20 protein-coding genes and 2 tRNA genes are annotated in these 23,219 nt (G+C 71.4%); 19 read left to right on the top strand and 3 right to left on the bottom strand.

Going from position 1 to position 23,219, the window contains the following annotated elements:
• Positions 1 to 210 precede the first annotated feature (210 nt).
• The 9 genes from ACX114_RS24210 to ACX114_RS24170 all read left to right on the top strand — a co-directional run bounded on the left by ACX114_RS24210 (position 211) and on the right by ACX114_RS24170 (position 9,512).
• The gene (locus ACX114_RS24210) at positions 211 to 2,706 is read left to right on the top strand and encodes an ATP-binding protein (protein ID WP_459300260.1); all 2,496 of its coding nucleotides are present in this window, start codon (positions 211 to 213) and stop codon (positions 2,704 to 2,706) included.
• A gap of 5 nt (positions 2,707 to 2,711) precedes the next feature.
• Positions 2,712 to 4,598 (top strand): tetratricopeptide repeat protein, encoded by a 1,887-nt coding sequence (locus ACX114_RS24205; RefSeq protein WP_459288227.1) that lies wholly within the window; start codon positions 2,712 to 2,714, stop codon positions 4,596 to 4,598.
• 12 nt (positions 4,599 to 4,610) lie between these two features.
• The gene (locus ACX114_RS24200; protein WP_459288225.1) at positions 4,611 to 5,447 is read left to right on the top strand and encodes an alpha/beta hydrolase; all 837 of its coding nucleotides are present in this window, start codon (positions 4,611 to 4,613) and stop codon (positions 5,445 to 5,447) included.
• A gap of 53 nt (positions 5,448 to 5,500) precedes the next feature.
• Complete coding sequence (gene bacN / locus ACX114_RS24195; RefSeq protein ID WP_014397642.1) at positions 5,501 to 5,842, top strand: bactofilin BacN; 342 nt, start codon at positions 5,501 to 5,503, stop codon at positions 5,840 to 5,842.
• A gap of 62 nt (positions 5,843 to 5,904) precedes the next feature.
• Entirely contained in the window at positions 5,905 to 6,228 is a 324-nt protein-coding gene (locus ACX114_RS24190) for a bactofilin family protein (protein ID WP_120565586.1), read from the top strand.
• A gap of 3 nt (positions 6,229 to 6,231) precedes the next feature.
• Positions 6,232 to 6,951, top strand: coding sequence for a bactofilin family protein (locus ACX114_RS24185; RefSeq protein WP_459288223.1), 720 nt, complete (start codon positions 6,232 to 6,234; stop codon positions 6,949 to 6,951).
• A 408-nt stretch (positions 6,952 to 7,359) separates the two neighbouring features.
• Positions 7,360 to 8,310: a ParB/RepB/Spo0J family partition protein gene (locus ACX114_RS24180; protein WP_459288221.1), complete on the top strand. Its 951-nt coding sequence runs from the start codon at positions 7,360 to 7,362 to the stop codon at positions 8,308 to 8,310.
• 3 nt (positions 8,311 to 8,313) lie between these two features.
• The gene (gene pyrE, locus ACX114_RS24175; RefSeq protein ID WP_459288219.1) at positions 8,314 to 8,886 is read left to right on the top strand and encodes an orotate phosphoribosyltransferase; all 573 of its coding nucleotides are present in this window, start codon (positions 8,314 to 8,316) and stop codon (positions 8,884 to 8,886) included.
• Positions 8,883 to 9,512, top strand: coding sequence for a hypothetical protein (locus ACX114_RS24170; RefSeq protein WP_459288217.1), 630 nt, complete (start codon positions 8,883 to 8,885; stop codon positions 9,510 to 9,512). The genes pyrE and ACX114_RS24170 overlap by 4 nt, the downstream gene beginning before the upstream one ends.
• A gap of 19 nt (positions 9,513 to 9,531) precedes the next feature.
• Here the strand turns inward: ACX114_RS24170 and ACX114_RS24165 are convergent, their stop codons facing one another.
• From ACX114_RS24165 to nadB, 3 genes are read right to left on the bottom strand one after another with little or no spacing between them, the layout of a single operon-like run.
• Positions 9,532 to 10,134, bottom strand: a complete 603-nt coding sequence (locus tag ACX114_RS24165; protein ID WP_459288215.1) for an LOG family protein — start codon at positions 10,132 to 10,134, stop codon at positions 9,532 to 9,534.
• A 2-nt stretch (positions 10,135 to 10,136) separates the two neighbouring features.
• Entirely contained in the window at positions 10,137 to 10,898 is a 762-nt protein-coding gene (locus tag ACX114_RS24160; RefSeq protein ID WP_459288213.1) for a rhomboid family intramembrane serine protease, read from the bottom strand.
• Between the two features lie 6 nt (positions 10,899 to 10,904).
• The gene (gene nadB / locus ACX114_RS24155) at positions 10,905 to 12,491 is read right to left on the bottom strand and encodes an L-aspartate oxidase (protein ID WP_459288211.1); all 1,587 of its coding nucleotides are present in this window, start codon (positions 12,489 to 12,491) and stop codon (positions 10,905 to 10,907) included.
• Positions 12,492 to 12,579: 88 nt separating this feature from the next.
• Between nadB and ACX114_RS24150 the strand changes: the two genes are divergently transcribed.
• The 10 genes from ACX114_RS24150 (at position 12,580) to ACX114_RS24105 (ending at position 23,140) form a co-directional block, all read left to right on the top strand.
• The gene (locus tag ACX114_RS24150) at positions 12,580 to 13,266 is read left to right on the top strand and encodes a lytic transglycosylase domain-containing protein (RefSeq protein ID WP_459288209.1); all 687 of its coding nucleotides are present in this window, start codon (positions 12,580 to 12,582) and stop codon (positions 13,264 to 13,266) included.
• Positions 13,223 to 15,013 carry a tetratricopeptide repeat protein gene (locus tag ACX114_RS24145; protein ID WP_459288207.1) on the top strand — a complete coding sequence of 597 codons (1,791 nt, stop codon included), beginning with the start codon at positions 13,223 to 13,225 and terminating at the stop codon, positions 15,011 to 15,013. Before ACX114_RS24150 ends, ACX114_RS24145 begins: the two co-directional genes overlap by 44 nt.
• Positions 15,014 to 15,024: 11 nt before the next feature.
• Positions 15,025 to 15,714 carry a CDP-diacylglycerol--glycerol-3-phosphate 3-phosphatidyltransferase gene (pgsA, locus tag ACX114_RS24140; RefSeq protein WP_459288205.1) on the top strand — a complete coding sequence of 230 codons (690 nt, stop codon included), beginning with the start codon at positions 15,025 to 15,027 and terminating at the stop codon, positions 15,712 to 15,714.
• 85 nt (positions 15,715 to 15,799) lie between these two features.
• A tRNA-Gly gene (locus tag ACX114_RS24135) sits at positions 15,800 to 15,874 on the top strand.
• Between the two features lie 30 nt (positions 15,875 to 15,904).
• A tRNA-Gly gene (locus ACX114_RS24130) sits at positions 15,905 to 15,979 on the top strand.
• A 155-nt stretch (positions 15,980 to 16,134) separates the two neighbouring features.
• On the top strand, positions 16,135 to 16,914 hold the full coding sequence (locus tag ACX114_RS24125; RefSeq protein ID WP_459288203.1) for an ABC transporter permease: 780 nt from the start codon (positions 16,135 to 16,137) through the stop codon (positions 16,912 to 16,914).
• Positions 16,911 to 18,221 (top strand): ABC transporter ATP-binding protein, encoded by a 1,311-nt coding sequence (locus ACX114_RS24120; RefSeq protein ID WP_459288201.1) that lies wholly within the window; start codon positions 16,911 to 16,913, stop codon positions 18,219 to 18,221. The genes ACX114_RS24125 and ACX114_RS24120 overlap by 4 nt, the downstream gene beginning before the upstream one ends.
• A gap of 50 nt (positions 18,222 to 18,271) precedes the next feature.
• Complete coding sequence (locus ACX114_RS24115) at positions 18,272 to 19,069, top strand: glycosyltransferase family 2 protein (RefSeq protein WP_459288199.1); 798 nt, start codon at positions 18,272 to 18,274, stop codon at positions 19,067 to 19,069.
• Positions 19,066 to 20,487, top strand: coding sequence for a hypothetical protein (locus tag ACX114_RS24110; RefSeq protein ID WP_459288197.1), 1,422 nt, complete (start codon positions 19,066 to 19,068; stop codon positions 20,485 to 20,487). Before ACX114_RS24115 ends, ACX114_RS24110 begins: the two co-directional genes overlap by 4 nt.
• Before the next feature lie 4 nt (positions 20,488 to 20,491).
• On the top strand, positions 20,492 to 23,140 hold the full coding sequence (locus ACX114_RS24105) for a glycosyltransferase (protein WP_459288195.1): 2,649 nt from the start codon (positions 20,492 to 20,494) through the stop codon (positions 23,138 to 23,140).
• The last annotated feature ends 79 nt before the right edge of the window (positions 23,141 to 23,219 follow it).

Here is a 23,219-nt window from a genome sequence, read left to right as displayed (position 1 = left end):
GATTCCGGAGGAAGAACACCGGTCCGGGGTATACGTCGCGCGCCTTTTCCCACCCCTCTCGCTTGAGGAGAGCCCCGTTCAACCGCTGGCCCGCGGACGGGTTAGACGGCATGATCCGGAATCGACCATGACCCCTTTCGCACCCAACGGGTTTCCGCGACGTCGTTCCCTGTCTGGGCGGGGCGGAGGCGCGCCGTGAGGATCGAGATGTTGTCGTCTGAGCAGCGGGGGCGGGTGCTCGTGCTCGCGGCGAAGGCCGCGGGTGACGCGCTGGTGGAGCGGCTCACGGCGAGTGGCTACCAGTGCGCCTCCACGGAACGGGAGACCGGGCTGGCGGAGATGGTGGACCAGCTCCAGCCGGAGGTGGTGCTCCTGGCCGTGACGGCCAAGCGGGCGGCGGAGCTGCTGGAGACGGTGCGCAAGACGGACAAGCTCCAGCGCCTGCCGGTGCTGGTGGATCAGGGCCGCGCGCGCTCGGCGGAGGCCTTCAAGCGGCTGGCGGTGGACGACTTCGTGCGCGGCGCGGATGAGCTGGTGCCCCGGCTGGAGTCCGCCCTGCGCGCCTGGCGGCTCAAGGAGCGCGAGGAGCGCATCCGGATGCGCATGGGGATGCTGCTCGAAATCACCCAGGCGGCCACCAGCTCGCTGGAGCTGGAGGAGATCCTCCGCATCGCGGTGGAGAAGGTCGGCCAGGTGACGGGCACGGACCGCTGTTCCGTGGTGCTGGTGGAGGGCAGCCACGCGCGCACGGCCACGGTCGTCGCGACGCAGGAGGATCCGAGCCTCGTCCAACTGGACATCGAGGTGGCGCGCTACCCGGAGCTGCGCCGCGCGCTGGAGACGCGCCAGCCCGTCCTGATTGAAGAGGCGCAGCGTGACCCGCTGATGGCGGAGGTGCGCACGTCGCTGTTGCCGCAGGGCGTGAAGTCCATCCTGGTGCAGCCGCTCATCTGCCAGGACGACCTGTTGGGCGCGCTCTTCCTGCGCGTGTCCAAGGGCGAGGCGTCCATCGGGCGCGACGAACAGGAGTTCGCGGAGGCCGTGGCGGGCGTGCTCGCCAACTCCATCCGCAACGCGCGCCTGCACACGGCGGTGAAGAAGAAGCGCGAGGACCTGGAGCTGGCGTACGTGGAGCGCTACCGCGAGCTCAACGACGCGAACCGCCGCCTGAAGGAGCTCAACCGCCTCAAGGATGAGATCATCGCGGTGTGCAGCCACGACCTGCGCGCGCCGCTCCAGGTGCTCCTGGGCCACGGCCGGCTGCTGCTGGAAGGGCCGCTGGAGGCGCAGCAGAAGCAGTCCGCGGAGGCGATGATCCGCCAGGGCCGGAAGATCCTCACCCTGGTCGAGTCCCTGCTGGAGAAGGGCAAGGGCGAGGCCGCGCGCCTCTCCATCGAGCCCCGGGTGCTGGACGTGGCGCAGCTGTGCCGCGACGCCGTGGCGGAGCTGGAGATCCTGGCGGCGGAGAAGGCCGTGTCGCTGCGCTCCGAGTGCCCCGACAGCCTGATGCTGATTGGCGACGAGGTGAAGCTGCACGAGGTGCTGCAGAACCTCATCAGCAATGCCATCCAGCACGCCAGCGACCCGGGCGTGGTGGTGGTGCGCACGCAGCGGCTGTCGCGGCCGGACGGCGACGCGGTGCGGGTGATGGTGAGCGACAACGGCGTGGGCATCCCGCCGGACGAGCTGCACCTCGTCTTTGACCGCTACCGCCACGGGCCCAAGGGCACGGGGCTGGGGCTGGCCATCTGCAAGGAGTTCGTGGAGCTGCACGGCGGTGAAATCTGGGCGGAGAGCCCGGCCGACGGCGGCTGCACCTTCGTCTTCACGCTGCCCCTGGCGCAGGAGGCCGCGCGCAACCCCCGGCCGCAGCCCGCGCCCGGCGCCGCCCCCGAGCAGCCGCGCGTGCTGGTGGTGGAGGACGAGCCGGAGATCGCGGCGGTGCTGTCGGAGGTGCTGCGCTCGAAGTACCGCGTGGAGGTGGCGCGCGACGGCGCGGAGGGCCTGGCGAAGGCGCGCGCGTCCCGTCCGGACCTGGTGGTGATGGACGTGTTCCTGCCCAAGCTGGACGGCCTGGACGCGGCCATGGCGCTCAAGTCCTCGTCGGACACGGCGCACATCCCGGTCATCCTTCTGTCCGCCCACCAGGGCGTGGCCGACAAGGTCCGCGCGCTCAACCTGGGCGCGGTGGACTACATGGCCAAGCCCTTCAACGCGGTGGAGTTGCTCAACCGCACCGAGCGCGCGCTCAAGCTGCGCCAGGGCGAGAAGGAGCAGGACAAGACGAACTCGCTCCAGCGCCGCACCGGCAGCGACCCCGTGACGGGCCTGCTCGACCGCCGTGGCCTGCTCCTGCGCCTGGAGCAGGAGGTGGCCCGCAGCCGGCGCTACCACCGCGCCCTCACGCTGGCGGTGCTGCGTCCGGACCGCGAGCTGGAGGCCATGCCGCCCAACATGGCGGAGGTGATGCGCAAGCGCGTGCGTCACCCGGACTCCATCGCCCACCTGGGGCTGGGCGTCTTCGCGGTGGTGCTGCCCGAGTGCAACGCGGACGCGGCGCGCACGGTCATCAACCGCCTGATGCCGGACGTGGAGCAGGTGACCTCCATCGAGTACCGGGCCGCCCTGGCGGACGTCAGCCAGGACAGCGATCCGGTGGAGAAGCTGCTGGAGAAGCTGGGGGCGCCCCCGCCCGAGGTCCACTAGCCCGCGTGCGCCCGCTCCCGCTCCTCAGCCGTGCCGCCGTGATGTGCCTCGCGCTGGCCGCCGGAGGTTCGGGGGCCGCGCCCGCGAGGAAGGCCCCGGCCCCGCACGTCGACCGCGAGGCGATGCGCGAGGCCATGGACGCGAGCAGCCGCGACGACGAGCCGTCCGCGTCGTCCGCCAGCTACGCGCACTACCTCCAGGCGCGGCTGATGCACCTGGAGGGCAACCACCGGGCCTCGGTGGACGAGCTGCGGCTGGCGCTCGCCACCGACGACGGCAATCCGACCCTGCTCACCCAGTTGGGCGAGGAGTACGCGCGCCTGGGTGACCTTTCGCGCGCCGAACGCGAGCTGCGAAAGGCCGTGGAGAAGGCCCCCACGCACTACGCCGCCCACGTGCTCCTGGGCCGGGTGTTGCTGGAGTCCGGCCGCACGGCGCGCGCGAAGCAGCACCTGCGCCGCGCGGTGGCCCTGCGCCCCCGCGAGCCGGAGGCGTACCTCGTCCTGTCGCAGCTGTACCTGGACGCGAAGGACCCCGACGAGGCCGTGAAGGTCGTGGAGTCGCTGGCCCACGCGCTGCCCGGAGAGGCCTCCGGCTACCGGAGGCTGGGGCTCGTCCTGGCCGAGCGCGGCGACGCGCACCGCGCCGAGCGCCTGCTCGTGAAGGCCTCCGAGCGCGATCCGGGCGACGTGGAGGTGTGGTCCACGCTGGCACGGCTCTACGAGGACTCCGGCCGGCCGAAGGAGGCGGAGGACGCGCTGGCCCGCGCGCTGGAGGCGGATCCGGACAGCCGCGAGGTGCTGCTGTCCGCGGGCCGTGCCGCGCTGAAGGGCGGGTCGGTGACCCGGGCGCGCGCGTACTTCGACCGGCTGCTGTCGCTCTCCTCATCGCCGGAGCTGGCCGTGCGCGTGGCCTTCAGCTACCTGGCCTCCGGAGAGTCGGCCGCCGCGAAGGAGGTCCTGGACGCCGCGCGCAAGGACGCGCCGGACGAGCCCCGCCTCGCGTACTACGCCGGCCTCGTCGCGGAGAGGACGCGCCGCTTCGCCATCGCCGCCCGGGACTTCGCGAGCGTGCCCCCGGACTCGGAGGTGTTCCCGGACGCCCGCGTGCGCCAGGCCCGCTGCCTGTCGCTGGCGGGAGACCACCCGCGCGCGCTGGCGCTCTACCGCGCGGCCATGGCGGAGGCGCCCGACGACGTGGAGGTGCGCGTCGGCTACGCCCGGGCGCTGGAGCGCGGCGGGGAGGTAGCGAAGGCGGAAGGCATGCTGCGCGAGGCGCTGGCGGGGGAGGGTGGGGCGCTGGCGTATGACGCGCTGGCCACCCTGCTGGAGCGCCAGGGCCGGGCTCCGGAGGCGCTCGCGCTCTTGAGGGACGCCGTCGCGAAGGCGCCGAGGAACCAGGACCTGCAGTTCGCCCTGGCCACCCTCCTGGAGCGCCAGGGTGACGTGCCGGGGGCACTGTCTCGCATGCGGGCGGTGATCGCGCTGAAGCCGGACCATTCCTCCGCGCTGAACTTCCTGGGTTACGTGATGGCGCAGCGGGGCCGGGACTTGGACGAGGCGGAGCGGCTGGTGCGCCGCGCGCTGGCGCTCCGGCCGGACAACGGGGCCTACGTGGACTCGCTGGGGTGGGTGCTCTACCAGCGCGGCGACGCGAAGAAGGCCGTGGAGGTCCTGGAGCGCGCGGTGGAGCTGTCCCCGGACGACCCCGCGATCCTGGAACACCTGGGGGACGCGTACCTCAAGGCGGGCCGCGCCCCGGACGCCGTCCGGACCTGGAAGCGCGCGCTGGAGGTGCTGACACTGGAGCCGGAGGCCGCCGAGCCCGCGGACCAGCGCATCACCCTGGAGCGCAAGTTGAAGGCGCTACCCTCGACCGCGCAGGGCCGCTAAGGTCCCGGGCTCATGGCCCGCCACGACGAAGGCTTCTTCACCGGGAAGGACAACACCCGGCTGTTCTGGACGCTCGACCTGCCGGACGCGGCCCCCCGCGCGCACGTCGCCATCGTCCACGGCTACGGCGACCACATCGGCCGCTACCGCCCCGTCATCGACGCGCTGGTGCAGGACGGCTTCGCCGTGCACGGCTTCGATTACCGGGGCCACGGCCGCGCGGACGGCCGGCGCGCCTACGCCGCGAAGTGGACCGAGTTCCTCGACGACCTGGACGGCTTCTGGCAGCGCGTGCGCAAGGCCGCGGGCAACGAGAAGATCTTCCTGCTGGCCCACAGCCACGGCGGCCTGATGGCCGCGCACGCCCTGACCGGGCGGCTGGAGGGCCTCTCCGGCGCCATCCTCTCCGCGCCCTACCTCAAGCTGGCCATCACCCCGCCGGCCGCGAAGGTGCTCGCCGCGCGCATGGTGGGCTCCGTGGTGCCCTGGATGAAGGTCCCCTCCGGCCTGGCCCCGGAGATGCTCAGCACCGACCCGGAGATCCAGAAGGCAGTCGGGGCGGACCCGCTGTACGTGCCCTTCGCCACGCCCCGCTGGTTCGTGGAGTCCACGGCCGCCCAGGCGCAGACGCTCTCGCTGGCGCCGAAGATTCAAGTGCCGCTGTTCGTGCTGTGCGGCCAGGAGGACGGGGTGGCGCTGCCGGCGGCGGCGCGGGCCTTCTTCGAGGCGGCGGGGACGGCGGACAAGAAGTTCAAGGAGTACCCCGGCATGCGGCACGAGCCGCTCAACGAGCGGGACCGCGCGACGGTGTTCCAGGACATCTCCGGCTGGATCTCCGCGCATCTCTGACATAATCAGGTCGCCCCGCTCCCACTGGAGCAGGCGCTGGCGAGGATCACCTCATGGCACAGGGTGAAACGGGCATCATTGGCAAGGGCATCGTCATCAGGGGCAACCTCACGGGCGGAGGGGACCTGGTCATCGAAGGGCGTGTGGAGGGGCAGATCGCCCTGAAGAACCACCTCACCATCGAGGGCACCGGCAAGGTGCAGGCGGACATCCGCGCCGAGGAACTGACCATCAACGGCGAGGCGAGCGGCAACATCGACGCCTCCACGCGCGTGGCCATCAACGCCTCGGCGAAGGTCGCGGGCGACATCAAGGCCCCTCGGGTCATCATCGAGGATGGCGCCGTGTTCAACGGCTCCATCGAGATGGACGTGAAGTTGCCGGACGACATCTAGCATCCACCGGGGACCGACCCACGGCCCCCCACGCGCACAGCTTCGAGAAGGCGGACACACTCATGGCGAATACGATCATTGGCTCGAGCATCGTCATCGACGGGGAGATTTCCGGTGACGAGGACCTGGTCATCCAGGGCACCGTGAAGGGGAAGATCTCCCTCAAGGAGAGCCTCTACGTGGAGGGCTCGGGCGTCGTCGAGGCGGACATCGAGACGCAGAACGTGGAGATCGCCGGCCGCGTGACGGGCAACATCGCCGCCAGCGACAAGGTCGAGCTGAAGACGGACTGCCGCGTGGTGGGCGACATCAAGGCCCCGCGCATCCTCATCGCCGACGGTGCCTCCTTCAAGGGCAACGTCGACATGGACATGAAGGAGCGCTGATCCGTGGCGACCGCGAAGGATCTTGCAGGCAACGCCGTCGACAACACCGTGGTGGGGCCCTCCATCCTCATCAGCGGTCGGCTCACGGGTGACGAGGACCTCACGGTCCGCGGGCGCGTCGAGGGTGAGCTCACCCTCAGCCGCACCCTCATCGTGGAGCCGTCCGGCGTGGTGAAGGCCAACGTGGCGGTGAAGAACGCCATCGTCAGCGGCGTGGTGGTGGGCAACATCAACGCCACGGAGAGCGTGGAGCTCACCCGCGAAGGCCGCATGGTGGGCGACATCCGCGCCCCTCGCGTCATCATCGTGGACGGGGCCAGCTTCCGCGGCCGCGTGGACATGGGCGACGTGGAACCGGGCCGGCTGCCGTCCGAGCGCCCCGCGGTGGCCCGCCCCCAGGCGGTGACGCGCCCCACGGTGCGTCCGGGCGCCACCCCGCCGCGTCCTCCGACGCCGCCGGCCGCTCCGCCGCGCGCCGCCCCGACGCCGCCGCCCCCGCCTCCCGCGCGCACTCCGGCCGCGACGACGGCGCCGGCCACCGTCGTGGCCCGTCCGTCGGCCAAGCCGCTGCCGCCGCCCCCGCCGCCCGCCGCCACCACGACCCGGGCTCCGGAGCCTCCGCGTCCGGCAGCCACTGAGCAGGCGAGCAGTGCTGGCGCGCCCGTTCCCCGCGTGATGGGTGCTGGCGCGAAGAAGAAGGTCGTGGTGAAGAAGTCCCGTTAAAGCCCGCCCGCCGCGCCGTCGTTTCCGGCGGCGCGGGGGTGGAACAACCGGGGGTGCCACCATGGACGCCGAGCACAGGGCCGAGGGACAGGAAGGGATGCCGGGCACACCTGGGGAGAACGCGACGCCGTCCCAGCAGGAGGGCGCGGCTGACGCGTCCGCGCCGAAGCATGGCGAGGGCGCGAGTGGAGACGTGACGCCGGAAGGTGCCCCCCAGGCTGAAGCGGGTGGGGCGCAGACCGACCTGCCCGGAGAGGGTGGGCAGGCCGCCGCGAGCGCGACCGAGGCCAGCACGGCCGCCGGAGCCTCCGGTGAGCCAGAAGCACGCCCCGCGGAGAGGCCCCCGCCGGGGACGCCGCGACGCCGGGCGAAGCAGCTCCGCACGCTGGCGGGCCGGAAGGAGCAGGCGTGGCAGCGCAGGGCGAGGGCATCAGCGCTCCGGCGGACGCGGAGGCCACTCAAGGCCCCGGCCGCTACGTGGAGCTGGCCTCGGGCGAGAGCGTCCAGGACGCCTCCGGCACGGGCAGCGACGGTGGCGGCGAGGCGAAGGACGTGTTGGCGGAGCCGCGCTCCGGTCCGGTGTCGGGCGCGGACGACGCGCTCCTGAGCGCCGGCATCTGGGACGTGGCGAGCCGTGCGAGCCAGGAGGACGCGGGCTCCACGGGCTCCGGGGACGGTTCGGAACAGGGCGCCAACGACGGCGCGGCGACTTCGGAAGGGGAGCCCCACGCGCAGGCCATCGAGCCGCGCGTGATGGGACAGGTGACGGCGATGGTGCTGCCGCTGGAGCGATTGGAGGAGGACACCACCTTCCGCCTGCGGGACGAGGGCGACGTGTCCGAGCTGGCGACGGACCTGGCGCGGCTGGGCCAGCTGTTCCCGGTGGACGTGCGCCCGCACGGCGAGGACCGCTACCAGCTCATCTGCGGCTTCCGGCGCGTGGCGGCGCTGCGCTTCCTCAAGCGCGACCAGGTCCAGGTGCGCGTGCACGAGGAGCTGTCCGACGAGGACGCGCTCCTGCTGTCCCTGGCGGAGGCCATCCACGCCTCGCCGGTGGAGCACGACGTGCTGGAGGCCAAGCGCACGTCGCTGGAGGCCGAAGGCCGGCTGACCGCGCCGGTGCGCGACATGCTGGAGAAGGCGCTCGCCACCGAGGAGACGCTGGCTCCGGAGGGCGTCGAGGAGGAAATCGACGCGGACGAGCTGGCGGTGGACGTCGCGCAGCGCATGGGCGCCCTCAACCAGGACCTGTCGCTGCTCGCGGACGTGTTCGCCGCGCTGGACGAATCGCGCAAGGCGGAGCTGCTGATGCAGCTGCGCTACTCGGCGCAGCTGGTGGCGTACCTGGAGGGTCTGTAGGCCATGGCGGAAACGCTCGAACGTGACCGCGCCCGGCTCCTGGAGGTGCTCACGCAGCGCTCCTTCGAGCGCAGGCGCGTGGTGCTCTCCTCCGGCAAGGAGTCGGACTTCTACATCGACTGCAAGCGCACGGCGCTGCTCGCCGAGGGCCACTACCTCATCGGCCGGCTGCTGCTGGAGGCCATCCGGCGCGACGCTCCGTCCGCGGTGGCCGCGGGCGGTCTGACGCTGGGCGCGGATCCGCTCGCGTCGGCGGTGAGCCTGACCAGCTTCCTGGAGGGCGGCGCGAAGCCCCTGCACGCGTTCATCGTGCGCAAGGAGCCCAAGGGCCACGGCACCGGCCAGTGGATTGAGGGCCTGTCCGCGCTGGGCCCCGGCGCCCCGGTGGCCATCGTGGAGGACGTCGTCACCACGGGCGCGTCCACGCTCAAGGCGATTGAGCGCGCGAAGCTGGAGGGCCTGACGGTGCTGGGCGCCTTCGCGCTGGTGGACCGGCTGGAGGGCGGACGCGAGGCCGTGGAGGCCGCCGGCCACCGCCTCACCACGCTGTTCACGCGCAAGGACTTCATCCCGTGAGAAGGCTGCTGGTGGCCGCGGTGCTGCTGGGCGCGCTGGGGGGCTGCTCCACCACGCCCCCTATCGTCGGAGAGCCCGCGCCCACGCTGGATGATCCGAAGCAGGAGTCCGCCTACCTCTCGGTGCTGGACCGGTACTCGGACCGCAAGGAGATCTACGACGGCTTCGACACGCGCGTCTTCGCGGGGGCCACGTTCCAGACGCCCGCCTTCCGCGAGGCCCGCATCCACCGCCGCGCCATCTTCCAGACGCTGCCCGCGGCGAAGGTGGAGCAGCTGCTGGAAGAGGAACAGGCCGACGCGGCGAAGTTCCACGAGTTCTTCCTGGCGGTGCACGTCAACGACTACCGCTACGACGACTTCGCCCACCGCAACAGCATCTGGCGGATCGCGCTGGTGACGCCGGCAGGGGAAATCACGCCCACGGAGATCCGCCGCCTGGGCCGGGCGGACCTCAACGTGCGCGCCTACTACCCCTACGCCAGCCTCTTCTGGGTGGGCTACCGCGTGCGCTTCCCCAAGGCCTTCGCCAACGGCCAGCCCGTCATCCCGGAGGGCACCGAGCAGGTGATGCTCCGCGTCGCCTCGTCGCTGGGGAACGCGGAGCTGAAGGTCCACGCGCGCTGAACGCGGCGAAGGACGGCCCTCAGGTCTGCTGGCCGTCCTTCAGCCACTTCGACGTGAGCGGCATCGTGGGCCCCGCGAGCAGGCGGTCCAGGAGCGCGTCCGGCGAGGCATTCACCGCGAAGGGCGTGCCCTGCGTCTCCGGGACGAAGCCCGCCTCCACCATCTGCTTCGCCATCGCGAGCAGCGGCTGGAAGAAGCCGTCCACGTCCAACAGGCCCATGGGCTTCCTGTGCAGGCCCAGCTGCGCCCAGGTGACGATTTCAAAGAGCTCATCCAGCGTGCCGAAGCCGCCGGGCAGGGCGACGAAGGCGTCCGAGCGCTCGGCCATCAGCGCCTTGCGCGAGTGCATGGAGTCCACCCGGTGCAGCTCCGTCAGCCGCGGGTGGGCCAGCTCCTTCGCGTCCATGAAGTGGGGCAGCACGCCCACGGCCTTGCCGCCGTTGGCGATGACCGCGTCCGCCACCGCGCCCATCAACCCCACGCTGGCGCCGCCGTAGACGAGCGTCAGGCCCCGCTTCGCCAGCGCGGCGCCCATCCGGGATGCCGCCTCGCGGTACTCGGCGCGCACGCCGGAGCGCGAGCCACAGAAGACGCAGACGCTGCGCACGGGGGATTCAGCCATCGTCAGAGGCCTCCAAGGCGCCCGGGATGGGCGGCGACCACGGCCAGCGCCGCGGCGATGAACAGCAGGACGGGGATGGCGCGCGCGTAGACCTTCGGGCCCAGGCGCAGGGCCATGCCGCACGGCAGGCCGAAGACGAAGCCGCCCAGGTGCCCCGCCCAGCTCACCCCGGGCAGCAGGCTGATGACCGCCACCTGCACCAGCCAGAACATGTGCTCCCGGCGGCCCTGCTGGGTGAGGATGGGCAGCATCGCGCCGCCCCAACCGAGAATCATTCCGGACGCGCCCACCGTCACGGTGTCGAAGTTGAAGAAGAGCGCGAACGCGGAGCCGCCCAGCGCGGTGACGAGCGACAGCCCCAGGAACCTCAGGCTCCCGATGCCGCGCTCCAGCGACGCGCCCAGCGAATAGACGGCGAGCATGTTGAAGAGCAGGTGCATCGCGCCGCCGTGCTCGAACACCATGCCCAACAGGCGCCAGTACTCGCCCGCCTGGACCCACGGCCCATAGAGCGCGAGCGGCCCCACGATGCCGTAGTTCGTCCCGTCGATGACGAGCGGCCGGCCCAGGGACCGGCTGACGACGAACATCACCACCGCGCCCGCGATGACGGCGAAGCTGATGTAGGGCGTGGGCTGCGCGCGCTGGGGCTGGCCCGGCGGGGGACCGCCGCCATCCCGGGGGCGCTGCGCGTCTTCCTGCGAGTCGTCTCCCAGCCCGGAGGGGCCGGGGAGGTCATCCAGCATGCGGCGCGGACGGGACATGGGTGCTCACAGCTCCCGGGAGAGGACGGTGTCGCGCGTGCCCTGGTGCTCGTCCGTGTGCGGGTAGTCCAGGGTGTAGTGCAGGCCCCGGCTCTCCTTGCGGCGGCTCGCGCAGTCCACGATGAGGTGCGCCACCTCCGCGATGTTGCGCAGCTCGATGACGTCGCGGGTGACCTTGAAGCGCCAGTAGTAGTCGCGGATCTCCTCGCGCAGGAGCTCCAGCCGCCGCCGCGCGCGCATCAGCCGCTTGTCCGTGCGGACGATGCCCACGTAGTTCCACATCAGCCGGCGGATCTCATCCCAGTTGTGGGTGACGACCACGCTCTCGTCGGAGTCCACCGCGCTGCCGGAGTCCCAGGCCGGCGGGTCCTCCTTCGGCAGCGTCAGCGACGCCAGCTCCTCCGACGCCACCTGCACCGCGCGGTGGCCGAACACCAGGCCCTCCAGCAGCGAGTTGGACGCGAGCCGGTTGGCGCCGTGCAGGCCGGTGCAGGACACCTCGCCGATGGCGTAGAGGCCCGGGATGTTGGTGCGCCCGTGCAGGTCCGTCACCACGCCGCCGCACTGGTAGTGGGCCGCGGGCACCACGGGGATGGGCTGCACGGCCATGTCGATGTTGAAGGTCTTGCAGGTGGCGTAGATGTTGGGGAAGCGCTCGGTGAGGTACGCGCGGCCCAGGTGCGTCATGTCCAGGTAGACGCAGTCGTTGCCCGTGCGCTTGAGCTCCGCGTCGATGGCGCGCGCCACCACGTCGCGCGGGGCCAGGTCCTTCATGGGGTGGTAGCGGTCCATGAACGTCTGGCCGCCCTTGAGCCGCAGCTTGCCGCCCTCGCCGCGCAGCGCCTCGCTGATCAGGAAGCTCTTGGCCTCTGGATGGAAGAGGCACGTGGGGTGGAACTGGTAGAACTCCATGTTCGCCACGCGCGCGCCCGCGCGGTACGCCATGGCCACGCCGTCGCCCGTCGCGACGTCCGGGTTGGAGGTGTAGAGATACACCTTGCCCGCGCCGCCCGTGGCCAGCACCGTCACCTTGGAGAGGAAGCGCTCGATGGAGCCGTCCTCCATCAGCGCGTACGCGCCCAGGCACCTGCTGCCGGCCGGCATGTGCGGACGCCGGTCCAGGATGAGGTCGATGGCGGCCGTGTTCTGGAAGAAGGTGATGTTGGGCTGCTCGTCGCACGCGGCCAGCAGCGCGCGCTGCACCTCGCGGCCGGTGATGTCGCCCGCGTGGATGATCCGGCGGGCGGAGTGGCCGCCCTCGCGCGTGAGGTCGAACTCGCCGCCGCGTTGATCAAAGGCCGCGCCCAGCGCCACCAGTTCCTTGAGGCGCGCGGGCCCCTCCCGCACCGTCACCTCCACCGCGTCGCGGTGGCACAGGCCCGCGCCCGCGACGAGCGTGTCGTCGATGTGCGCGTCGAAGCTGTCCGTGGGGGACAGCACGCCGGCGATGCCCCCCTGGGCGTAGGCGGTGTTTCCCTCGCCGCGCTCGCGCTTGGTGAGCACGGCGACCGTGCCGTGCCGGGCCGCCTGCAGGGCGAACGACAGTCCGGCCACGCCGCCGCCCATGACCAGGAAATCAAACCGATGGGGCATGGCCAACAGCCTTAATGGCGGTAAGTGCTGGAAACAAGGCGTTTTCTTGAGGACTTTCCGGGCGTTGTCTAAGGTTTCGCCCGCCGCCATGCGTGTCCTGACCGCCCTCGTCGTCCTGCTGACCGCCGCCTCCCCGGCCGCCGCCGACGGCATCTACAGCTACGTGGAGAAGGACGGCACCATCGTCTACACGAACGTGCCGCCCGGCGGCGCGCGCAAGGCCCGCAAGCTGTCCGGGACCTTCACGTCCGCGCCGGCCAAGTCCGCGCCCGTGCGCGGCCGCTCGCGGACGCCCGCGGAGCTGGATCCGCACATCACCAACGCGGCGCTGCGCTACCGCATCCCGCCGGCGCTGGTGCGCGCCATCATGCACACGGAGAGCAACTTCAATCCGAACGCGCTCAGCCACAAGGGCGCCAGCGGGCTGATGCAGCTCATGCCGGGCACCGCGTCGGACATGTACGTGAAGGACATCTTCGACTCGAAGGACAACATCGAGGGCGGCGTCCGCTACCTGCGCGTGCTGGCCAACATGTTCGACGGCGACATGGTGAAGATGGTCGCCGCGTACAACGCTGGACCGGACGCGGTGAAGAAGTACGGAGGCCAGGTGCCGCCGTACGCCGAGACGCAGGAATACGTGCGCAAGGTCCTCCAGCTCTACTACCACTACAAGGAGCGCGAGCGGCTCGCCCAGGCCGAGGCCAGCAGCCGTGAGCCCACATCCGAGAATGACGACGCGCACGAAGGGGACGAAGTCGCCGGGCCCCGCTGACGAGGAGTTCCTGCAGCAGCTCCAGCGCGGAAGCGAGCTGCTGGGCGCCGGCAAGGTCACCGAAGCGAAGGACTTCCTGGAGCGTGCGCACCAGCTCCAGCCGCGCCACGAGAAGGCCCAGAACCTCCTGGGCCTGACGTATTTCAAGCTGGGCCTCTTCGACCGCGCCGCGGACCTGTACGAGATGCTCGTGCGGGACAACCCGGTGGACCCCACGCTGCGGGTGAACCTGGGGCTCGTCTACCTGAAGACGAACGCGCTCCAGCGCGCGGCGCGCGAGTTCGAGACGGCCACCGACCTGGCCCCGGACCACAAGAAGGCCCACAACTACCTGGGCCTCACCTTCGCCCAGATGGGCGAGTACGGCCGCGCGCGCGAGCATTTCCTGCTGTCCGGCAGCGACGCCATGGCGGAGAAGATGTCGCGCGCCATCGCGGGGGAGGGCTACAGCCGACCGCCCGCGCCCCCCGCGCCCGCGGCCCGTCCGCGCGAGGAGGACGAGACCGCCGCGCTGCCCGCGCCCGCGTCCTCCTCTGGAGAGAGTGACTGGGGCGCCCAGTTCGGTCTGGATGAGGCGCCCCGGAGTCCTCGCACGGCCGCGGCGCCGCCGCCCCAGGCCGCCGCGAAGGCGCCGGACGACGACCTGCGCTTCGCGGAGGATGAGGGCCCACCCGCTCCCACGGATGAACACGCGTACACCTCGCGCGCCGCGGCCCAGGTCCAGGTCCAGGTCCAGGTCCAGGTCCAGGAGGACGAGGACCCCAGCCTCGCCGCCGGCGCGAGCACCTACGAGGAGGACGCGGAGCTCGCCGCCACCACGGACGCGGACACCTCCGGGGCCGACGTCGAGGTCGCCGACGAGCTGCCGCCCACGCCGGTGTCGGAGGAGATCGAGGTCTCCGAGGAGCCGCCCGTCCTCGCGTCCGACCTGGAGTCGGAGCCCGGCGACGCCTTCGCGGAGACCTTCGCCGCGCTGGCCACGAGCGAGCCGCCCGCCACGACCCGGCCCGCCGGGGCGCTTCCGGTGGCCCGGCCCGCCGAGCCCATCCCGCTGACCCGCGCCGCCGAGCCGTCTTCCGCGACGGACGCCGGAACGGGCGCGACTCCTCCCGTGCTCACCGCGTGGGTGCCCTCGGTGGCGCTGCCGGGCGCGGCGCCGGGCCAGTCCTTCACCCAGAGCGCGTCCACGCTGGCGCTCGCGGTGGAAGGCGAGCTGCTCACGCGCCTGGAGGGGCTGGTCGCCGTGCGTGGCCAGGTCACCTTCGAGCCGGAGATGAAGCGCTTCCGGGGCCGGGCCACGGACAAGCCCTTTGGCGAGGGCGACCAGGCCATGGTTCGCGCCCGGGGGCAGGGGACGCTGCACCTGGAGCCCGTGTCCGGGCGGCAGTGGGTGGCGGTCACCCTGGACGACGAGTCCGTCTACCTGCGCGACGCGTGCGTCTTTGCCTTCGAGGAGCCCGTCGTCTTCGAGAACGGCCGCGTGCCGTCGGACCTGGCCCAGGACCTGGACCTGGTGCACCTGCGAGGGCAGGGGCGGGTGCTGCTCAGCCTGACGGGCCCGCTGCGCTCGGTGCCGGTAACCATGGACCAGCCGGCGACGGTGCCCCTCACGCACCTGGTGGGCTGGGTGGGCAACCTCACGCCCCGCGTGGTGCCGCTCGTGACCTCCGCTGGCGGGGAGACACTGAAGGCGGCGGTGGAGCTGGGCGGTGAAGGATTTGCCCTCATCGCACTCGGGGTCCGGTAGAACGCGCGCCCATGGCCACCGAGCGAGCCCTCAGGAAGCAGCGCAAGCGCGAGGAGCGGGCCCGCCGCCGCGCGTCCCGCCGTCCCAGCATCCTGGTGCAGGAGTTCTGGAACCTGCCCAACATGCTGACGCTGGGGCGCATCCTCCTCATCCCCGTGTTCGTCTGGCTCACGTACGACGCGGATCCGCTGCACTCGCTGCTGGCCGCCCTGGTGTTCGCCGTGGCCGCCATCACCGACGTGATTGACGGCTATCTGGCCCGCCGCTGGAACCTCATCACCGTGGTGGGCAAGTTCATGGATCCGCTGGCGGACAAGCTCATCGCCATGGCCGCCCTGGTGATGATGGTGCGCCTGGGCCGCATCGCCGCCTGGGTCGTCATCGTGCTGCTCGCCCGCGAGTTCATCGTCACCGGCCTGCGCACCATCGCCGCCAGTGAAGGCATGGTCATCGCCGCGGGGCAGGAGGGGAAGTGGAAGACGTCCCTCCAACTGGTGGGGATCATCTCCCTGTGCGTCCACTACGTGCACCCGCTGGACATGGGCTTCCGCACCGTCACCGTGGACTACAACCAGGTGGGCAAGGTGCTGGTGTACCTGTCCGGTGCGTTCTCCGTGTGGAGCGCGGTCGTCTACTTCCGCGCGTTCCTCAACATGCTCGCCCGCCGGGGCAGCACGGATCCGGATGCGAAAAGTGTTTGACGTGTTCGGGAGGCCTCTGTATATCGCACCCCACCTCCGGCGCGGCACCGACCGGCGGGTGGCAAGCAACAACGCGGTACCTGATGCGGGAATAGCTCAGCGGTAGAGCATCGCCTTGCCAAGGCGAGGGTCGAGGGTTCAAATCCCTTTTCCCGCTCCAAACGAAGCACGCAGCACCGCAGTACCTGATGCGGGAATAGCTCAGCGGTAGAGCATCGCCTTGCCAAGGCGAGGGTCGAGGGTTCAAATCCCTTTTCCCGCTCCAATCAAAGGCCCTCTGGGAAACCAGGGGGCCTTTTTCTTTTGCGAAATGGCCTCTCGGAGGGGGCGCGAGGCCTGGCGACCAGACGGGCTTTCGCGTGGATGGCTGGAGTCCCATGCCTGACACCTTCCGGGGGCATGAGGTATGGATGGCGCCGCATGCTTCGCAACCTCCGTGAGCTCTACCAGTACCGGGGCCTCCTGCTCAGCCTGACCCAGCGCGAGCTGAAGGCGCGGTACCGGAACTCGGTGCTCGGCTTCTTCTGGACGTTCCTCAACCCGCTGCTCCAGATGGGCGTCTACTCGCTGCTCTTCACCGTCTACATGCGGCAGAAGATCCCCGCGTACACGTTCTTCGTCTTCGTGGGGCTCTTGCCGTGGATCTGGTTCGCCACGTCCCTGGGCGGCGGGGCCAGCGCCATCAGCGACCGGCGCGACCTGCTCACCAAGGTGCGCTTCCCCGCGCAGGTGCTGCCGGCCACGGTGGTGGTGACGAACCTGTGCAACTACGTGCTGTCCCTGCCGCTGATGGTGGGGCTGGGGTTGATCCTGGGCTACGTGCCCACCTGGCACGTGGTGGCCTTCCCGGTGGTGCTGCTCACCCAGCTGTGCATGACGGTGGCGCTGGTCTACATCGTGTCCGCGCTCAACGTGACGTTCCGGGACCTGCAGCAGATCATCGCCAACCTGCTGACGATGTGGTTCTTCGTCACGCCGGTGTTCTACCGGGTGGACTCGCTGCCGGACGCGGCCCAGTCGCCGCTCGTGCTGCTCAACCCCATGGCGGTGATGGTGACGTCCTACCAGGCCATCTTCTACGACCACCAGCTGCCGCAGCCCGGCCCGCTCCTGATGTGGATGGGCATCTCCCTGGCGCTGCTGTGGATCGCCGCGGGCATCTTCGAGCGCCGCCGCGAGGACTTCGCGGAGTTCATATGACCAGCGCCATCGCGTCTCCGGACGCCATCGTGCTCCGCAATGTGGTGAAGAGCTTCCGGAAGAGCACCATCCGGCGCGAGTACACCACCATCAAGTCGGAGCTCATCCGCCTCCTGCGTGGCCAGCGCGACACGGACGGCAAGTCCATGATCGAAGCGCTCCGGGGCATCGACCTGGTGGTGCCCCGCGGCAAGACGGTGGGCATCATCGGGCGCAACGGCTCTGGCAAGAGCACGCTGCTCAAGCTCATCTCCGGCATCTACACGCCGACCACGGGCACCATCGACATCAACGGGCGCATCAGCGCGCTGTTGGACCTGGGCGCGGGCTTCCACCCGGACTTCTCCGGCCGGGAGAACATCCTCATCAACGGCATCATCCTGGGGATGTCGCGCGCGGAGGTGAAGGCGCGCATGGAGGAGATCATCGCCTTCAGCGAGCTGGGCGACTTCATCGACGAGCCGGTGCGCACCTACTCCAGCGGCATGTACATGCGCCTGGCGTTCTCCGTGGCCACGCACGTGGATCCGGACATCCTCATCATCGACGAGATCCTCGCCGTCGGTGACGAGCACTTCGGCAAGAAGAGCCTGGCGAAGATGACGGAGTTCAAACGGGCCGGGAAGACCATCGTCATCGTCACCCACGACCTGGGGACGCTGGAGCGCTGGTGCGACCTGGGCGCGTGGATCGACGCCGGGCGCATCCGCGAGTTCGGTCCGCCCGCGGACGTCATCCGCAGCTACCGCCGCGCGGTGGAGCTGGCGGAGGAGCGCGGCATGTCCATGGAGTCGCCCGCGCTGGCGTCGGATGGCGGTGCGCTGCCGTCGCTGGCGGCGCCCCAGGCGGAGCCGTCCCCGCTCACCGTGGACGCGGTGCGGCTGCGGAACCGGGACGGGGCGGCGGTGGAGTTCGTGGACACCGAGGAGGGCCTGGAGCTGAGCGTGGCGTACACCGCGCGCACGCCCGCGCCGGAGCTGGGCCTGGGGCTGGAGCTCACCCGGGCGGACGGGGTGCTGGTGCACGCCACGGACACGTTCGCGGAGGAGGTGCCCTTCTGCGCGGCGGCGTCCGGCAGCGGGACCGTGCGCTTCGTGGTGGACCGGCTGGGCCTCATCGCCGGGCGCTACACGTTCACGGTGGTGGTGCGCGACCGGGCGGGGCAGGTGCGGGAGAAACACGAGGCGGCGTGCGCCTTCGAGGTGCGCTCCAACGTGCAAGACGGCGGCGTGACGCGGCCTCCGCACCGGTGGATCGTGGAGGGCGCCGCGGCTCGCGTGGCGCCGGTGCGAGACGTCGGATCGTGAGCGGCCCTGCTTCGGCGAATGGGGGGAGGCCGGGCATCTGGCTGGGCATCGTGCTTTACCGGAACCCGGAGCGGGAGCTGGAGCGGCTGTGGGAGTCGCTCCGGTGGAACCGCGAGGCTCCGGGTGCGCCCGCGTTCCGGGTCGTGTGGCTGGACAACTCGCCGGACGACTCGCTGCGCGCGCGGGTGATGCGGTTGGACGCGGACGCGGACTACCGGCACGCCGGGAGGAACCTGGGCTTCGGGGCCGCGCACAACCGGATGATGGCGGAGGCCTTCGGTTCGGGCCGGGCGCGGTACTACGTCTGCGTGAACCCGGACGGGCTGCTGCACCCGGACTGCGTGCGGGAGCTTGCGCGTGAGGCGGATCAGCGGGAGGACACGGGGCTGGTGGAGGCCCGGCTGTTCCCGGACGAGCACCCCAAACCGTACCATCCGTCGACGGGCGAGACGCCCTGGTGCAGCGGCTGCGTGCTGCTGGTGACGAAGAAGCTGCACGCGCGCGTGGGAGGCTTCGACGAGCGCTTCTTCATGTACTGCGAGGACGTGGACCTGTCGTGGCGAGCGAGGGCGTCCGGGTTGTCCATCCGGGTGGCGCCCGCCGCGCTGGTGCACCACTACACCGTCACCCGCGAGGAGAGTCCGGTGCGCGAGCGGATGGTCCGCCGCAGCGCGGCCCTGCTCGGGGCGAAGTACGGGGATGCGGGCTTCATGAATGCCCGCCTGCGGGAGTACGCGCAGCTGGGCGGCGAGCCGTTCCGGACGCCCGACATCGTCAAGCCCGGGCGCAAGCTCGCGGGCATCGCGGACTTCAGGCACCACCTGGAGTTCGCTCGGAGGCGCTGGTGAACGCTCTTTCCGATGCGGCGCCCCCGTCCGCCGTGTCCGCGCGGTGGATGGAGTTGGTGTTGTCGCGTGCGGGCGCGGGCGCGGCGGTGACCCTGGTGGGCGCGTCGCCAGCGCTGGCGGAGGCCCTGCGTGCGCGGGGCGGCACCGTGCGGGAGCTGCCGGGGCCGGAGTGGAAGCGGGGCAGGGGGCCTGTGCCGGCGCTGGTGGTGCTGGAGGGCGACGCGGTCGAGCGGGTGCTGGAACACGGGCTGGAAGCGCTGCGGCGCGAGGCGCCGGGGACGGAGCTGGTGTTCAGCCTGCGCAACGCGGGCTCGGCGCGGGCGCTGCTGGGCGCGCTGACGGGTGAGGCGCCGGTGCGCGCGGGGCTCTCCGAACAGCGGATGCTGCGGCGGCTGGCCGAGGCGGGCTACCGCGTGGCGCACCGCGAGGTGGTGCCGTACGCGTCCGGAGGCACGGCGCTGGCGGAGGACACGGCGCAGGCGCTGCGGGCGCTGCTGGTCCAGTTGTCGCCGTCCACGCAGGTGGAGGAGGGGCTCTACGTCGCGGTACCGGACGGGCCCGTGCGCGCGCCGGTGGCGGGGCTGCTCAGCGTCGTCGTCACGGTGGAGCAGGGGACGCGGGACGCGGCGCTGGATGAGACGCTCTTCGCGTTGGCCTGTCAGGAGCAGCAGCCGTTGGAGCTGCTGCTCGCGGCGCCCGAGGGCGTGGACCTGTCCGCCGCGGAGGCGGCGCTGGAGCGCTACGGCAGGTTGGGATCGTTCCAGGCGCGCACCGTTCGAGCGCCCGCGGGAGCCCTGTACGCGGAGGCCGTGCGCGAGGCCCGGGGACAGTATCTGGCGTTCGTGGATGCGCGGTGCGTGGTGTACCCGCGCCACTACGTGGAGTTGGTGCGCGCGCTCCAAACGGGCCGCGAGGCCTGGGCGTTGGCGCGGGCGTTCCGCACCGAGTGGGCATCCGGTGAGGGGACTCCGCCCTACGTGCGCGCGAAGGTGCCGTTCCCGCTGGGCGACCGGTTGGAGGTGGAACACCTGGTGGTCCACCCGGAGCTCGTCCACGCAATGGTCATCGACCGGAGCCGCATCGGGCCCTTCCCGGTGGCGATGGAGTCGGGGCTCGCGGACCTGCCCGCGCGGATGGGGGCGCTGTTCCCTCCGGTGTTCCTGGGCGGCATCGCCTCGTGCGAGGTGCGCGGGCCGCAAGAGCCGAGGCCCGTCGCCGTGACGCCGGGGACCTGGCTGGTGCGTCCGCTGGATGCCTGGGTGGACACCGTGGCGAGGATCCGCGAGGAGACGCTCCAGGCCCGTGAGTTCCGGCATCGGGTGGTGGACGCGCTGAACGCTCGAGTCCACGGCATCCCCTGGGTCCACGGCACGCTCCGAGCCCTGGCGAACCGGCTCAAACCCGACGGCGGACGCTAAGCCGATGGGCACCCCCGACAGCGAGGACCTGCGGGAGACGGACGGCGAGGCCATGACGTTGGACGCTGCCGACCGGAAGCAATCCTCCGTCGAGGAGGCCATGTCGTTGGACGCTGCCGACCGGAAGCCATCCTCCGCCGAGGAGGCCATGACGTTGGACCCAGCCGACCAGAAGCAATCCTCCGTCGAGGCGGCCATGACGTTGGATGCGGCCGACCGGAAGCCATCCTCTGTCGAGGAGGCCATGACGTTGGACCCAGCCGACCGGAAGCCATCCTTCGTCGAGGCGGCCATGACGTTGGACGCGGCGAACCGGAAGCCATCCTCTGTCGAGGACGCCATGACGTTGGACGCGGCCGACCGGAAGTCATCTTCCGTCGAGGAGGCCATGTCGTTGGACGCTGCCGACCGGAAGTCATCTTCCGTCGTGGAGGCCATGTCGTTGGACGCTGCCGACCGGAAGCCATCCTCCGCCGCGAAGGCTGCGTCGGGACAGCCCGGCGTCCGAGCGCATCCGCCGCACGATGACTTCGTCGAGGTGCTGGGCTTCGACGTACCGCGGTCGCACCGCGCACGTTGGGGCCCGGTCATCACGTCCGCCAAACGGTGGGGGACGCGGGGGCTTTCGCCCTTGCAGCGGTGGATGCTGGACCGCCAGCTGCGCTTCGACCTGCGGCTGTGGGCGTTGATCCAGCAACCGGAACAGACGCTGTCGCAGCTGGCCCGCGAGGAGCTCACGCGACTCGCGGATCCGCGGCCCGTGGGCGCGGTGGGCCGGTGGCTTCCCTCCGTGCCGGGGCTGGAGGCGCAGCGGACCTGGAACCTCGCGGTCGTGGCCCTGCTCTCCAGGGCCGGGTGGCCCCTTCGGACCGACGGCGCCGCCGAGGCATTGAACTCCCTGGAGGCCCGTTGCGACGTGCTGTCGCAAGAGACCAGCGTAGTGGGCCTGCCCCTGTGGCGCGAGCTGTGGCGGCGGCAGGTCGCCTTCAATCACGCGACCGTCCGCCTGCTGCGGCACCTGTTGGGCGCGGCCCGTCCCGCCGTGCTGTTTCCCGCACCCGAGACGTACACGCGCGAGGCCTTGGCGCAGGAGGACCGTGAGGTCCGCGCCGCGACCGCCGCATTGGCCCGGCTGGAATGCCAGCCGCGGATCAGCCTGATCACTCCCGCCTGGGAGACGCCCGTGGACGTCCTCCGCGCATGCATCGCGTCCGTGCGCGCACAGATCTACCCGCACTGGGAGCTGTGCATCGTGGATGACGGCTCGCGCTCGGCGGCGGTGGCGGACACGCTGCGTGAGGCCGCTGCCGGGGACGCGCGGATCCGCTTCGAGCGGCTGGCGTCGAACCAGGGCATCGCCCGCGCGACCAACGCCGCGCTGGCCCTGGCCACCGGGGAGTACGTGGGCTTCCTCGACCACGACGACCTGCTCGCGCCGCACGCGTTGGCCGAGGTCGCGCTGCGGCTGGGAGAGGCGCCGGACGCGGACGTCGTCTACTCGGACGAGGACAAGGTGAACGCGCAGGGCCTGCGCTTCGCGCCCTACCTGAAGCCCGCGCTGTCCCCGGAGTTGCTGCGCGCGGTGAACTACGTGTGCCACTTCCTCGTGGTGCGTGCATCGCTGCTGCGCGACGTGGGAGGCATCCGCACGGGCTTCGAGGGAGCGCAGGATCACGACCTGCTCCTGCGCCTGATGGAGCGCACGCAGCGCTTCGAGCACATCCCCCGCGTGCTCTATCACTGGCGGACACTGCCCGGCTCCACGGCCACGGACGCCAGCGCGAAGCCCGCCGCCTCCGAAGCGGGCCGCAGGGCCGTGGCGGAGCACCTGGCGCGCATGGGGGAGGGCGGCTCGGCGGAGACCGTCGCCCCCGGGCTGTACCGGATCCGCCACCCGCTCGTGGGCCGCCCAAGGGTGTCCGTGCTGCTGTCGGAAACGCCTGGCGAGGCTGAGCTCGCGGCGCTCCTCGCCTTCACGGACGACCTGGACGTGGAGCTCCGCATCCCCGTCGTGTCTCCCGGCGCGTCCTCCACCAGCAACGTCATCCACGTCCAGGTGGACGCGGCCGCGTCCCCGGGCGCCGTGGCGAACCAGTTGCTCCGCGAGGCCCGTGGCGAGCTCATCCTCGTCCTGGAGGCCGGTACGCTCCCGACCGGATCGGGATGGCTGCGGGAACTCGCATCGCAGGCGTTGCGCCGCGACGTCGGCGTGGTGGGCGCGCGCATCGTCTCGCCCTCGGGGCAGGTGCTGGAGGCAGGGCTGCGCTTCGACGCCGAGGGCCGCGTGCTGCGCCCCTTCGCGGGGATGCTCGATCCCACACTCGGCGCATTCGGTGGCTCGCATTGGCCGCGCGACGTGCGCGCCGTCTCCAGCGCCTGCGCGATGATCCGCCGCGACGTCCTGGCGTCACTTGGAGGTTGGGACGCGGCCTTCACGTCCGACGAGGCCCGGGGCGTGGACCTGTGCCTGCGCGCGGGCGAAGCCGGACTGCGCGTCCTCTACGCACCCCACGCGCGACTCGTGCGCACCCGTTCGCGGAATGGCACACACGCGGCTTCCCACGATGCGGCCCGGCTGCGTGAAACATGGGCTCGCGCGGGACGGGTCGACCCTTCCGGCCATCCGCGCCTCGACTTCGTCCAGACACCGTAGAAAAGAACAACGAACGCGCCTCCTCCCAAGGGGGGCGGGCGGCCTGCCAGCCTTGACGCTCCCGGAGGGGGATGACATG

The sequence above is a fragment of the Corallococcus sp. M7 genome (assembly GCF_054512695.1).
This window is presented reverse-complemented; position numbering and strand designations above follow the sequence as displayed.